11 protein-coding genes and 1 riboswitch are annotated in these 13,054 nt (G+C 76.6%); of the genes, 8 read left to right on the top strand and 3 right to left on the bottom strand.

All coding sequences use genetic code 11. From position 1 onward, the window contains the following. Positions 1–12: 12 nt before the first annotated feature. A complete protein-coding gene (locus tag ACIF8T_RS26915) occupies positions 13–810 on the bottom strand; it encodes a restriction endonuclease (protein WP_400038680.1) in 798 nt (265 codons plus the stop codon). A 188-nt stretch (positions 811–998) separates the two neighbouring features. Here ACIF8T_RS26915 and ACIF8T_RS26910 point away from each other — a divergent pair, with 188 nt between their 5' ends. From ACIF8T_RS26910 to ACIF8T_RS26885, 6 genes are all read left to right on the top strand, one after another. Next, complete coding sequence (locus ACIF8T_RS26910; protein WP_400038679.1) at positions 999–1,415, top strand: hypothetical protein; 417 nt, start codon at positions 999–1,001, stop codon at positions 1,413–1,415. 421 nt (positions 1,416–1,836) lie between these two features. Continuing rightward, complete coding sequence (locus tag ACIF8T_RS26905; RefSeq protein ID WP_400038678.1) at positions 1,837–3,225, top strand: MFS transporter; 1,389 nt, start codon at positions 1,837–1,839, stop codon at positions 3,223–3,225. Between the two features lie 899 nt (positions 3,226–4,124). After that, a riboswitch (cobalamin riboswitch) is annotated at positions 4,125–4,308 on the top strand. 29 nt (positions 4,309–4,337) lie between these two features. Continuing rightward, entirely contained in the window at positions 4,338–5,042 is a 705-nt protein-coding gene (locus ACIF8T_RS26900) for an energy-coupling factor ABC transporter permease (protein ID WP_400038677.1), read from the top strand. Continuing rightward, the gene (locus ACIF8T_RS26895; RefSeq protein WP_400038676.1) at positions 5,039–5,521 is read left to right on the top strand and encodes an energy-coupling factor ABC transporter substrate-binding protein; all 483 of its coding nucleotides are present in this window, start codon (positions 5,039–5,041) and stop codon (positions 5,519–5,521) included. The genes ACIF8T_RS26900 and ACIF8T_RS26895 overlap by 4 nt, the downstream gene beginning before the upstream one ends. 6 nt (positions 5,522–5,527) lie before the next feature. After that, on the top strand, positions 5,528–6,277 hold the full coding sequence (gene cbiQ / locus ACIF8T_RS26890) for a cobalt ECF transporter T component CbiQ (protein WP_400038675.1): 750 nt from the start codon (positions 5,528–5,530) through the stop codon (positions 6,275–6,277). Further along, a complete protein-coding gene (locus ACIF8T_RS26885) occupies positions 6,274–7,134 on the top strand; it encodes an energy-coupling factor ABC transporter ATP-binding protein (protein ID WP_400038674.1) in 861 nt (286 codons plus the stop codon). Before cbiQ ends, ACIF8T_RS26885 begins: the two co-directional genes overlap by 4 nt. Positions 7,135–7,175: 41 nt before the next feature. On the opposite strand, the gene ACIF8T_RS26880 is transcribed toward ACIF8T_RS26885, so the two are convergent. Beyond that, positions 7,176–7,424, bottom strand: coding sequence for a hypothetical protein (locus tag ACIF8T_RS26880; RefSeq protein WP_400038673.1), 249 nt, complete (start codon positions 7,422–7,424; stop codon positions 7,176–7,178). Positions 7,425–7,573: 149 nt separating this feature from the next. Continuing rightward, the gene (locus ACIF8T_RS26875) at positions 7,574–9,127 is read right to left on the bottom strand and encodes a protein kinase (protein WP_400038672.1); all 1,554 of its coding nucleotides are present in this window, start codon (positions 9,125–9,127) and stop codon (positions 7,574–7,576) included. An 804-nt stretch (positions 9,128–9,931) separates the two neighbouring features. Here ACIF8T_RS26875 and ACIF8T_RS26870 point away from each other — a divergent pair. Together ACIF8T_RS26870 and ACIF8T_RS26865 are read left to right on the top strand one after the other, a co-directional pair. Next, positions 9,932–10,459 carry a hypothetical protein gene (locus tag ACIF8T_RS26870; RefSeq protein WP_400038671.1) on the top strand — a complete coding sequence of 176 codons (528 nt, stop codon included), beginning with the start codon at positions 9,932–9,934 and terminating at the stop codon, positions 10,457–10,459. A gap of 400 nt (positions 10,460–10,859) precedes the next feature. After that, positions 10,860–12,995: a hypothetical protein gene (locus ACIF8T_RS26865; protein WP_400038670.1), complete on the top strand. Its 2,136-nt coding sequence runs from the start codon at positions 10,860–10,862 to the stop codon at positions 12,993–12,995. Positions 12,996–13,054: the final 59 nt, after the last annotated feature.

Raw genomic sequence — 13,054 nt, 5'->3', positions numbered from 1 at the left:
GTCCCCCGCGCACTACCGGCCCCCGCAGCCGCCGCCGGTGGCCACGGTCCACGGCCCCGCGGCCAGACCGTCCCTCCAGGCGTGCAGACCGGCCCGGTCGACGCAGACTATGCCGCACTGCTCGGCGTACTCCACGGCCGGCGCGGTGAAGTCACTGGTGGTCACGACGACGGCCACGTCCGCCTCGTGCACGGTGAAGCAGGTGCCCCCGAAGCGCTGGAGTTCCTGGGAGCCGACCTTGTTGTCGTCGCCGTAGCGCTTGCACTGGACGACGAGGCGCCGTCCGTCGGGCGTCAGCGCCACCACGTCGGCACCCAGGTCCCCCGCGCCGCCCACCACTTCGACCTGCGAGCAGCCGTCGCGCACGCACAGGTCGGCCACCGCCTGCTCGAACTCGTCGGGGCTCAGGGCGTCGTGGTCGAGCACGAGGGTCGGCTCCGGCGCCCCGTGCACGGCGGACGGCGGCACCTCCGGCCACGCCGCCCCGGGGGCACGGGCCGGCCGCTCCGCCTCCAGCGCGTCCAGCGCCGTCGACGTGGCCGCCTCCAGCGCCTCGGTGGTACGGCGCGCGAGCCGGGCCGCGGAGACGCGGCGCCGGCGCCTGCCGTACGCAAGGGTCGTCGCCACGGTCACCAGCGCCAGCACGGCCGCCCAGGCGGGGCGTTGCTCCACGACGTCCACCGCCGCCCGCGCGACCAGCCCCACGATGATCAGGACCACCGCGCTGAGACCGAAGAACATGGCTGTCGCACGCAGGTCGAAGCGGCGCTCGCGGTACGAGGGGCGCACAGGGCGCTCGGGCACGGCCACCGAAGTCACTCCTTCCTCCGGGAACGGACGAAGATCACCTACCGCGTGTGCCCGCGATCCGGTTGTTTAGCACGCGCGTTCGCCCCTCCCGGCGGCCGGTGCCCGGCGGGGCCCCGGGGCGGGCCGGTCCCGGCCCGTACGGTATGCAGGGTGCTTCCCGGCAACTCCCCCGATCCGCGGAGGACTTCGTGCGGCTGCTGCCCCGTTCCCCGTCCGGCTGGACCATCGCCGTGTTCGGCGTCCTCGCCGCCGCCCTGGGCGCGGTGGGCCTGGTCGCCCCGGACACCCTGCTCGGGCTCATGGGCTTCGCCCCCGTGCCCGGCTCCCGGCGCGCGGAGGGCGACCACACCCCGGTCTTCCTGACCGCGTCCTCGACGGCGGCGCTCAACATGGGTGTCTACTACGTGCTGGCCGCGCTCTCCGACTGGAGGGCGTTCTTCCGCTGGACCGTCCCCTTCCGCCTGCTGACCTGCGCGGTCTTCACCCTCGCCGTCGTCGGCGGCCGGGCCCCGTCCGCTTTCCTCGGAGTGGGCCTGTGGGAGGGGCTCGGCGCGCTCGTCACGGCCGCGGCCCTGCGCGCCGAGGGGCGACGCGCTCCGGAGTGACCCGCCGTGACGGCCGGAACCGGCTCCGCGGGCAGGGGCGTCGCGCCGGGATCCGCGCCGCCGCACGGCCGGCTCCCCGCCGGTCCGGCACCCCGCCGCACCCCCCTCACCGGTCACGCGCCGTCCGCTCCTCCTCGGCCGACGCCCCACGCCGGCAGCGCCGTCGGCGCGGACGGAAGTGCCGTCCCGGACACCGGGCCGGGGCGGGCCGCAGGGCGTCATTCACCGCGTGGATGCGGGTGATACGGGATTCGGATCGTCCGGGGGGTGGGCCGCGCGCCCGCCAGGCCGCATAGTCGTCGCCACCTGCACGTCGGCGTCCGGTGCCGCCGCCGCGTGAGGGCTCGGCGAGCACGCCCGGCGTCCGCCGGCGCCGCGCGGCGAGCCCGCTCCCCTGCCCTGCCCCGACCCTGGAGTCGCCATGCCCGCTTCCGTGCCCCTGCCCGCCGCCGCGGCCGACGAGGCCGCTCCGACGCCCGTGGCCGTCTCCGGCCCGGCGCACCTGCTGCGGATCACCGTGCTGATGGCCGGCAGCTGCCTGCCCGTCCTCGGGGCGGTGCTCATCGCTCCGGTGCTGCCCAGGATGCAGGACCACTTCGCCTCCACCCCGGGCGCCAAGGCCCTGGTCCCGCTGGCGCTGACGGTCCCGGCGCTGATGCTGGCGCTGCTCGCGCCGTTCGCCGGGGTGATCGTGGACCGGCTCGGCCGCAAGCGCCTGCTCGTGGTGGCGACCGTCCTGTACGCGGTGTTCGGGACGGCACCGCTGTGGCTGGACTCGCTCGGCGCGATCATCGCGAGCCGGATGCTGGTCGGTGTCGCGGAGGCCGCGATCATGACCTGCTGCACCACGCTGATCGGGGACTACTACTCCGGTCGCCGCCGGGTGAAGTACCTCGCCCTGCAGACCATGTGCGCCTCCGCGTCGGCCACCGTGTTCTTCGTGCTGGGCGGTGCCGCCGGCGCGGCGGGCTGGCAGGCGCCGTTCTGGGTCTACGCGGTGAGCCTGGTCATCGCCCCGGTGATGGCGGCCGCGCTGCCCCGCCCGGTGCCCGCCGCCCCGTCCGGGGACACCGCCGGGGCGCGTGGCCCGGCGGCGCGGCGCCCGTTCCCCTGGCGGCCGCTGGCGGGCATCTGCGCGCTGACGTTCTTCGGGGCGGTCGTCTTCTACACCGTTCCCGTGGAGATGGCGTACCTGCTCGACGACCTCGGTGTGGAGGACTCCCGGGTGATCGGCGCGGCGACCGCGATCGCCAGCGCCGCCACGGTGGCCGGAGCGGTCGTGTTCGCCCGGCTGAAGCGCTCCCCGGACACGGTCCTGCCCGCGGCGTTCGCGCTGTGCGCGGCCGGGTTCGGCGTGGTGTTCCTGGCGGACGGCGCCCCGCTGCTGGTCGCGGGCGCGGTCGTCAACTGCCTGGGCACGGGGCTGCTGCTGCCGGCCCTGGTCACCAGCGCCATGGGGCGGCTGGAGTACGCGGACCGCGGCCGGGGCACGGGCCTGTGGACGGCCGCCTTCTTCGGCGGCGAGTTCGTGTGCCCGCTGGTGCTGCTGGCCGTGGAGCCGGCGGCCGGCACGCTGGCCGGTGCCGTGGGGGTGCTGGGGGCGGCCTCCGCGGTCGTCGCGGCGGGCCTGCTGCTCGCCGGACGCCGCGCGGCCGGGACGGACACGGCGTACGCGCCGGACGCGCCGGGCACGGCCCACGCGTCGGGCACGGCGGTCGCGGCCGGTACGCCCGACGCCTCGGAGGAGGCGGACGCGGCACCCGCGGCGGGCCCGGCAGGCACCCGGCCGGCACCGGAGCAGGTGGCCTGACACCCCCGCGGCGCCCGAGGGGCCACCGGCCGCGCACGCCGAGCCGGCCGGCCTGCGGCCCGCCGTGCACGGCCTCCGCCCCCGCCGTGCCGGTCCCCGGGGCTCCGGGAACGACACCGCCGTGACGAAGACGCAGGCGGACAGCGGGACCACCGGCCCGAACAGGACGTCCCCGGCGGCGGGCGGCGGACGGCCCGCGGCGAGGGCGGCGACCGCCGCGTCCGCCCCGGGCCGCAGCGCGGAGACGGTGGCGGTGGTCGTGGCCAGGGTCAGGGTCAGCCGGAACGTCGTGCACACCCAGCGGTGCCCGGCCGGTCCCCGCGCGGTGCCCGGGGACGGCACCAGGCCGCTCGGCGGCGTGAGGAACGCGACGAGGAGCAGAAGCCGGTCGGCGGAGAGCTCCATGGCCCGGACCGCGGACTCCGCGGTCACCGGCGACCCGATGGTGACCGCGGCGGCACGGAGCGCGAGCGGCCCGAGCGCGAGCAGCCCGAGGGCGAGCAGCCCGAGGGCGAGCAGCCCGAGGGCGAGCAGCCCGAGGGCGAGCCCGGGCCGGCTCGCGGAGGCGGGGGCGTGGACGACGAGGAAAGCCCGGCGGGCGCGACGGCCGGGGTCCACCCGGCCACCGCGCCGGGCCGCGGCGGCGGGGGCGTCCGGCGGCGGGGGCAACCCGGTGTACTCGCCCCGGCGCAGCGCAGGTCGGAACCCCGGCCGCACCGGCCGGAATCCCTCCGCCGGACGGCCGGTGAGGCATCGGTCTCGGAGCGCGGGTAACGCACCTCACTTTTCCCGCGCGTTCCCGGCGCGGAGGGGGCGCGCGCCGCTCGAGCGGCGGCGCGAGCGGACGGACGGCGCCCGCGCGCCCGTCCGGCCGGGTTGTCAGCGCCCCTACCTGCGGACTACTGTCACGACGCCTTGGTGTTCGGGAAATCCGGTGTGATGCCGGTGCGGCCCTCGCCACTGTGATCGGGAAGTCCGGCTCCTGCCCCGCGGGGCGGCCACTGGGTCCTCGGACCCGGGAAGGCGGAGTTCGGGCGGTGGTACCCGTCAGCCAGGAGACCGGCCAAGGCGCGTCAACCATCCACGAGGTGCTGGAGAGGGTCTGCCGAGCCATGCACATTGCCGAGGGCTTTCTGCCTCCGGCGCACGCGATCGCCTGGGGTGTCGCGTCCGCGCCGTTCGTCGTCCACGGAGTACGGTCACTCACCCGCGAGGTCCGCGAACACCCCGAGAGCACGCTGCTCCTCGGGGCCTCCGGGGCCTTCACGTTCGTCCTGTCCGCCCTGAAGCTGCCCTCGGTCACGGGGAGTTGCTCCCACCCCACCGGAACCGGCCTGGGTGCCATCCTGTTCCGGCCGCCGGTCATGGCGGTGCTGGGCACCATCACCCTGCTCTTCCAGGCGCTGCTGCTCGCCCACGGCGGTCTGACCACGCTCGGCGCCAACGTCTTCTCCATGGCGATCGCGGGCCCCTGGGCCGGTTACGCCGTGTACCGGCTGCTGCGGCGCCTCGGCGTGCCGCTGATGGTCACGGTGTTCGCGGGCGCGTTCGTCGCCGACCTGTCCACGTACTGCGTCACCAGCGTGCAGCTGGCCCTCGCCTTCCCCGACCCGGGCAGCGGATTCCTGGGCGCGCTCGGCAAGTTCGGCTCCATCTTCGCCGTCACCCAGATCCCGCTCGCGGTGAGCGAGGGGCTGCTCACGGTCCTCGTGATGCGGCTGCTCGTCCAGTCCAGCAAGGGCGAACTGACCCGGCTGGGCGTGCTCGTGACCGGCGGCAGGCCGGCTCCGGCCGGCACGGAGGCGGTGGCCCGATGAGCAGGAACACTCGGATCAACCTGCTGCTGCTGCTCGCCGTGGCCGCGCTCGCGGTCCTGCCGCTGGCCCTCGGTCTCGGCGACGGCAAGGAGGAGCCGTTCGCCGGCTCCGACGGCGAGGCGGAGACGGCGATCACCGAGATCGAGCCGGACTACGAGCCCTGGTTCGCGCCCCTGTACGAGCCGCCGTCGGGGGAGATCGAGTCGGCGCTGTTCTCCCTGCAGGCGGCGATCGGCACGGGCTTCCTCGCCTACTACTTCGGCCTGCGGCGCGGACGCCGCCAGGGCGAGGAACGCGCCCGGGCGGAACTCGGCACCGCGCCGGAGGAGCCCGCCGGCTCCTCCGGCAGCTCCCCCGGCAACTCCTCCGACGGCCGGGCCGCCTCCGGTTCCGCGCCGGCGGACGCCGCGGCCGCCCCCTCCGCCGGGGCCCCGGCCGGTCCCGGCGCGACCGGCGGCTCCGCCGGCAGAGCGGTCTGAGGTCCCGTGCTGCCGATCGACGCGGCGGCGCACAGCAACCGCTGGCGCCGCCGCCACCCCGTGGACAAGGCCGTTCTCGCCCTGGGGCTGACCCTGCTCGCCGTCTCGCTGCCGCCCTGGCCGGGCGCCGCCCTGGTGCTCGTCACGGCGCTGGTGCTGCTGCTGGGACCGGCGGGGGTGCCCGCCCGCAAGCTGTGGCGCGCCTACCGGGTGCCGCTGGGCTTCTGCCTGACGGGAGCCGCCACACTGCTCGTCCAGGTGGGCGGCCCCGACGGTTTCCTGGCGCCGGCCGACGGCGGTCCCCGGCACGCCGGGGAGCTGATGCTGCGCACCTCCGCCGCCTCCCTCGGCGTCCTGCTGTTCGCGTTCACCACCCCGATGTCCGACCTGCTGCCGCGCCTGGTCAGGGCCGGGGTGCCCGCGGCCGTCGTCGACGTGGCCCTGGTGACGTACCGGATGAGTTTCCTGCTGCTGGACTCCCTGCGGCAGATCCGGCAGGCGCAGGCCGCGCGGCTGGGGCACACCACGCGGGCCGCGCAGTGGCGTTCCCTGGCCGGGCTCGGCGCCACCGCGTTCGTCCGCTCCTTCGACCGGGCGGCCCGGCTCCAGTCCGGCCTCGCCGGACGCGGCTACGACGGCACCCTGCGGGTCCTGGTGCCCGAGGCCCGCGTCTCCGTCCCGTTCACCCTGGCGAGCGCCGGGCTGCTCGCGGCCGTCGCCGCCCTGACCGTCGTACTGGAAAGGCCGCTGTCATGACCGAACCCGCCCTGGTCGCCCTGCGGGACGTGTCCTTCGCGTACGAGGAGGGGCCGGCCGTGCTCGACGGCCTCGACTTCGAGGTGCGCGGGGGGCGCGCGCTGGCCCTGCTCGGCCGCAACGGCAGCGGCAAGACCACCCTGATGCGCCTGCTCAGCGGCGGACTGCGGCCCCGGACGGGACAGTTGGCGGTGGAGGGCCGCCCCGTCACGTTCGACCGCAAGGGCCTGACGCGGTTGCGGACCACGGTGCAGCTGGTGGTGCAGGACCCCGACGACCAGCTCTTCGCCGCCTCGGTCGCCCAGGACGTGTCGTTCGGGCCGCTGAACCTCGGCCTGTCCGACACCGAGGTGCGCCGACGCGTCGACGAGGCCCTCGACGCCCTGGACATCACGGCCCTCGCCGACCGTCCCACCCATCTGCTCTCCTACGGGCAGCGCAAGCGGACGGCGATCGCCGGTGCGGTGGCCATGCGGCCGCGGGTCCTCGTCCTGGACGAGCCGACCGCCGGGCTCGACCCGGACGGCCAGGAGCGGCTGCTCGCCACGCTCGACGGGCTGCGCGCCGGCGGCACCACCGTGGTGATGGCCACCCACGACGTGGACCTCGCGCTGCGCTGGGCCGACGACGCGGCGCTGCTCACCCCACAGGGCGTGCGCACCGGGCCCGCGCCACGGATGCTGGCCCGCACCGACCTGCTGGAGCAGGCCGGGCTGCGGCTGCCCTGGGGCATCGCCGCGGCGCATCTGCTGCGCGCCCAGGGGCTGCTGGCGGACACGGCGCCGGGGCCGCGCACGCCGGACGAGCTGGCCGCGGTCGCGGCGACGACCGCGGCGCCCGTCCCGGCCGACGACTGACCCGCCGCCGGCCGGTACCCCGCCGTGCGAGCGCGGGCCGCTCAGTCCGGCAGCGGCTCGGTCGTCCGGCGGCCCGGCTGCCGCCCCTGCGGCGGGTAGTCGCAGTCGATGCCGGTCACCTCCCGTTCGGCGTCCTCCGGGTCGACCATCACCACGCCGGTGCAGGCCCGGCCGTGCGCGTCGGTCCAGGTGACGATCTCACCGCGGTCCGGCTTCGCCGCACAGCCCGCGAGGAGCAGCGCGCCGGTCACGGCCGCCCCCGCGAGCGCGCCCCTGCGTTTCCTGTCCATGGCATCCCCCGTGTGTCGTGCGAGCGCGGAACCCCGTGCGCCCGGGCGCGGAGCCCCGTACGCCTTCAGGCGTCAAGAACGGGATACGCGGCGGAGGTGAACGGTCCGCCAACAGGGCTGGACACGGCTGTCACGAAGGGCGGCGCCGCCTAGGTTCCGCGGGTGCAGCGGCCCGTCGGGGCCGTCGCCGGCGGGCCGCACTGGAGGAGGGCGTCGGCCGGGCTGGTGCTCAGGTAGCGGCCGATGCAGGTGGTCGTTGTCGTCCGGCCGCGCGCGGCGCAGTACGCGAGGGCCGCGCGGCCGTCGGTGAAGGGGCCGGGCGCGTAGACCACCCAGTAGCCCGGGCGCAGGGAGGCGTAGTCGTCGCTGCGCAGGACGGCGGCGTCGGGCACGGTCCGGCGGATCCCGGCGAGCCGCTGGTCGCGGGCCGCGGTGCCGGAGGCGACGGGTTCGGAGTGGAGCTGGGCGATCCAGCGGCCCTCCCCGGCCGGGAGCCGGGACGGTTCGGTGCGGGCCGGGGCGGACGTCGAGGGACTCGCGGCGGGGGCCGACGGCGTGGCGCGCACCGGCCGGGCGCTCCGTTCCGGTGACGGGCCGTCGGTGGCCGGCGCGGAGGAGCGGGCGCTCGCGGCACCGCCCGCCCGGCCGGTGCCCTCCGTGTCGTCGCCGGGCGAGCGCAGGGTGAGGGCGAGGACGGTCGCCGCGACCACGGCCAGGACGGCGGTCGCGGCGAGCAGCACCGGCAGGGCGCGGCGCGCGGGGCGACCGGGGCGGGACCCGGCCGGGCGCGTGGCGCCCCCGGGGACCGGCGCGGGTCCCGTCGCCGGGTGCGGTGCGGACGGCCCCGGGAGCGGGACGGGTTCCGCCGCCGTCAGGGTCGGCCGGTCCCCGTGCGGTGCCGTGCCGGACTCCGCCCGGGCGAGCAGCGCGTCCAGCCGGTCCGCGCCCGGGCGGGCCGCCGGGTCGCGGACGAGGAGCGCCTGCAGGACGGGGGCGAGCGGGCCGGAGCGCACCGGCAGGGGGACCGGGTCGTCGAGGACGGCGGCCAGGGTGGCGAGCGTGGTCGCCCGGCGCAGCGGGCTCACGCCCTCCACGCTCACGTACAGCACCAGCCCGAGGGACCACAGGTCGGACGCCGGGTCGTCGTCGTGGCCGCGGATGCGCTCGGGCGCCATGTACTCCGGGGAGCCGACGAGTTCACCGGTGACGGTCAGCGCGGTCGCCCCCTGCAGGGCGGCGATGCCGAAGTCGGTCAGGACGGCGGTGCCGTCCGGGCGGAGCAGGATGTTCGCGGGTTTGACGTCCCGGTGCTGGATGCCGGCCGCGTGGGCGACGCGCAGCGCCCGGAGCACGTGGCGGCCGATGCGCGCCGCCTCCACCGGGGGCAACGGCCCGTCGGCCAGGCGCTGGTGCAGGGAGGTGCCGGGGACCAGCTCCATCACGATCCAGGGGTGCGGGTCGGCCTCGACGATCTGGTGGACCGTCACCACGTGGGGGTCGCTGAGCCGCGCCAGCGCCCTCGCCTCGCGCATGACCCGTTCGCGTACGGCGGCGGAGGCCTCCGCGTCCGGGCGCACGGCCTTCAGGGCGACCTCGCGGTGCAGCACGGTGTCCCGCGCCCGCCAGACCGTGCCCATCCCGCCGCTGCCCAGCCGCTCGATCAGCTCGAAGCGTCCGTCGATCACGTCCCCCGGTGCGTTCATGCCGGTCAGGGTAGGGCAGGAGCGGGCGTCCGGGGACGGTTCCGGGCATCGCGGCACCCGGCACGGGGGCGGGCGGGGCGGGTCCGTGCCGTGGGCCTCGGGTGGGGCGGCGGCCCGGGCGCACGATCGGGCCGGTGTGCCCCCACTACACGTCCTCGGGCGGCGCGGTCTTCGGCGTGGGCGCCATGATCGGCTCCGGGCGCCGGTCGCGCACGGCGGCGCCGGTCGGGCACGGCATCACCGGTCAGGCACAGTGTCACCGGTCAGGCACGGCGTCACGGACCGCGTCGGCACCGTGGGAGGTGAGCACCACGCCCATCCGGTGCCCCTCGTCCGGAAGCCCGGCGTACAGGCACCGGGACAGGCTGTCGAACGCGTCGGCGGCGGGCAGAATCCCAGGACGCGGCATGCCCGCCGGTTCCGGCGGAGCCGCGGGAGGAACGCCCGTCGGCGTCTCACCCGCCACGCCCGGCCCTCCTGCTCCGTCCGGCCCGCGTCGTCCGGGGGCCGGGGCGCGGGCCTCGGTCCCCGGACGACACACCCGGGCCGGGGAGAGGCCCCCCGGGGCCGACCCGCCCCGTACACGCCAAAACGCGTCCGTCCGCACCGCACCGCGGCGCGACGCCCCGGCCTCCACCAGTACCCGGACCGCACCTCCCGCACCGTGCGTCTCGACGCGCCCGCCCGCGGTGTCACGCCCCCTTCACGGCGCCTCCACACGGGGAGGACTTCCGGCCGCCGCGGGCCGGGGGCCCGCCCGGCGGGGCAGACGGCGCGCTCCCGGCATGCCTAGCCTCCCGGGCCATGCGATCACCCCTGTGGAGACGTCTCGGTCTCACCACCGTCCTCGCCCTCGCCCTCGCCGTCTTCGGCCTGGCCCCCGCCGCGAACGCCGCCGACCCCGCGCCGGCCGGCCTGACGTTCACCGCCGACGCCGCGACCACCACGCCCGGCGGCACGGTGCAGCTGTCGATGACGCTCACCAACACGCACACCTACGACATCTGGTTCGTGTACCAGACCATCCACCCGACCTGGCTGACCACCCAGCGCCCCGACCTGAAGTACGCCTTCGCCGGGTGCAGCCTGGCCACGGCCACCGGCAGCACCGCCTGTTCCGGCACCGGCCCCGCCGACCTGGGCGCGAACTACGGCGCCACCGTCCCGCCCGGGCAGAGCCGGACCGTCACCCTGACGCTCCAGGTCGCCGCCGACTCGGGCTGCAACGGCAACATCGGCTTCTACTCGTACTACTACGCCGAGTTCAGCGACCGGACGAGTGTCAGCGGCGGTCCGGTCCACACGCCCGAGGTGCGGGTGCTCTGCTCCTGACCGGCCGCGCGCCCCGGGCGTGACCTGAAACCGGCACGCACCCCAGGGCGCCCCGTGGTCCAGACCACCGGCACTTCCACCGGCGGGCCCCGACGGCCCGCCGGTGCGTCGGGTGCGGCCCCGACCTGCGCGCGGAGCCCCGGGACCCGGGGAGCCGCCCGGCCCCAGGGCCCGTCCGGAGGCGCGTGCCGCGCCCGGCCACGGGCAGGAGTGGACCTGCGCTTTTCCGTCACGTTTCGCAACACGACCGCGAAAGCTCCACAGCGGTATCACCATGTGACGCGACGAACGCGTCGACGCGCGGTCTCTGAGGGGGACGCCGGCGTCACGCGAGGGGGTGCGTCCGCTCCGTGGCCGTGGGAGCAGTGCTCGCCCCTGCCTGGGGAGGGGACTTCACCGCATGAAGCGGACCGTACGCACCATCGCGCTCGCCGTGGGCGCGCTCATCGCCGCGTCCGGCCCGCCGGCCGGGGCGGCCCACGCCGACGACCTCGCGCCCCGCGTCGACCTGCGCGTCCTGGTCGTGAGCGACGGCGGCCCGTCCACCGGCGCCATCGCGGCCGAACTCGACGCCGCGGGCACGCCGTACACGGAGGTCGACCTCACGCGCCCCGGCCGGCCCGTCATCGACGCCGGCTTCCTGGCGGACACCGTGGACGGCCGGCCGCGCGCCAAGTACCAGGCCGTCGTCCTGCCCAGCGACAACCCCTTCCCGGCGGGCTCCGCCGAGATGGCGGCCCTCGCCGCCTACGAGCGGACGTACGACGTCCCGCAGGTCGACGCCTACACCTACGCGCGGCCCGAGGCCGGTCTCGAGTATCCGGTCGACGGCGGTTACTCCGGCAGCGTCGACGGCGTGCGGGCGCAGGTGACGGCCGCCGGGAAGGCGGGCCCCTTCGGCTACCTCGACGGCACGGTGCCCTTCGAGGACAACTCCCCCACCGTCGGCGAGAGTTACGCCTACCTGTCGACGCCCGTCGCGGGCGCGGACTTCACCCCGTACGTCGAGGCGCCGATCCCCGGACGCGCCACGCGGGGCACGCTGGTCGGCGAGTACCGGCACGACGGGCGGCGCGAGCTCGTCGTCACGTTCGTCTACAACCGCTACCAGCAGCAGTTCCGGCTGCTGGCCCGCGGGATCGTGGCGTGGATGACCGGCGGGGTGCACCTGGGCGCCTCCCGGAACTACTTCGCCGTGCACGTCGACGACGTGTTCGCCGCCGACGACCGCTGGAACACCGAGCTCGACTGCACGCCCGGCGACGTCGACTGCCCGGACGGCGCCGGCACCCCCGACCCGATCCGCATGACGCCCGCCGACGTCGACCACGCCGCCGCCTGGCAGCGCGACCACGGCTTCACCCTGGACTTCGCCTACAACGGCGCCGGCAGCGCCGACCACCGCGAGGACCACGGCGGCACCGACGCCCTGGCCGACAAGCTGATCGCCGACCGCGCGCAGTTCCGCTGGATCAACCACACGTACTCCCACCCGTTCCTGGGCTGCGAGCAGGACACCACGGTGGTGCCCTGGCGGTGCGCCACGAACGCCGACGGCACCACCAAGTGGGTCGGCCGGGAGGCCATCTCCGACGAGATCGCCACCAACCGCGTCTGGGGGCACGGCGCCGGACTGCCGCTGGAGGACGGCGAACTGGTCACCGGGGAGCACTCGGGGCTGAGGGTGCTGCCGCAGCAGCCCGCCGACAACCCCAACCTGGCCCTCGCCCTCGCCGACAACGGCATCGCCTGGCTCGGCTCGGACAACTCCCGTGAGCCCGGCCGGCGGCAGGTCGGACCGGCCACCACCGTCCCCCGCCACCCGATGAACGTCTTCTACAACGCCGGGCGGGCGGCCGAGCAGGTCGACGAGTACAACTGGATCTACACCAGCCGCGCCCAGGGCGGCAGCGGCATCTGCGAGGACAACCCGGCCACCACCACCTGCCTGCCCGCCCCGCTGGACACCGCCACCGGCTACGCCGGGCACATCGTGCCGCTGGAGACGGGCATCGCCCTCGGGCACGTCCTCGCCAACGACCCCAAACCGCACTTCATCCACCAGTCGAACCTCGCCGAGGACCGCATCGCCTACCCCGTCCTCAGCGGCGTCCTGGAGCGGTACGGCGCCCTGTTCGCCGACGACACGCCCGTGGTGAACCTGCGGATGAAGGACATCGGTGCCGAGCTCCAGCGGCGCGCCGCGTGGCGGGCCGCGCTGGAGGCCGGGCAGGTCACCGCCCACCGCGTCGGCGGCACGGTGACGGTCGAGGCGCCCGACGGGGTGCCGGTGACCGCGACCGTGCCCGCCGGCACCACGCTGGCCGGCTCCCCCTTCGGGAAGGCGTACGCGGGCGCGGTCTCGGGCTGGACGCCGTCGGCGGGCGCGCCGCTCGCGCTCACCCTGCCGTCGTCCGCGGCGGGCCCGTCCGCGCCCGCCGCGGACGGCGCGGCCGCAGCGGCGACGCGCCCCGCCCCGGACACCCGCGTCCCCGCGGGCGTGACCGAACCGGTGCCGTACACCGCCGCGCGCTGAACGGCGCACCGACGCCACGGTCCGGGCCGCCACCGCGCGGTCCGGGCCGGCACGACCAC

Source organism: Streptomyces sp. NPDC085946, assembly GCF_044540485.1.
GTDB lineage: Bacteria > Actinomycetota > Actinomycetes > Streptomycetales > Streptomycetaceae > Streptomyces.
The sequence above is the reverse complement of the archived record's forward strand: the minus strand, read 5'-3'. Positions and strand labels throughout refer to the sequence as shown.

Coding starts and splice junctions, on each gene's coding strand:
- ACIF8T_RS26905 (WP_400038678.1), top strand. CDS start 1,837: ATGCCCGCTTCCGTGCCCCTGCCCGCCGCCGCGGCCGACGAGGCCGCT.
- ACIF8T_RS26900 (WP_400038677.1), top strand. CDS start 4,338: ATGCACATTGCCGAGGGCTTTCTGCCTCCGGCGCACGCGATCGCCTGG.
- ACIF8T_RS26895 (WP_400038676.1), top strand. CDS start 5,039: ATGAGCAGGAACACTCGGATCAACCTGCTGCTGCTGCTCGCCGTGGCC.
- ACIF8T_RS26885 (WP_400038674.1), top strand. CDS start 6,274: ATGACCGAACCCGCCCTGGTCGCCCTGCGGGACGTGTCCTTCGCGTAC.
- ACIF8T_RS26880 (WP_400038673.1), bottom strand. CDS start 7,424: ATGGACAGGAAACGCAGGGGCGCGCTCGCGGGGGCGGCCGTGACCGGC.
- ACIF8T_RS26875 (WP_400038672.1), bottom strand. CDS start 9,127: ATGAACGCACCGGGGGACGTGATCGACGGACGCTTCGAGCTGATCGAG.
- ACIF8T_RS26870 (WP_400038671.1), top strand. CDS start 9,932: ATGCGATCACCCCTGTGGAGACGTCTCGGTCTCACCACCGTCCTCGCC.
- ACIF8T_RS26865 (WP_400038670.1), top strand. CDS start 10,860: ATGAAGCGGACCGTACGCACCATCGCGCTCGCCGTGGGCGCGCTCATC.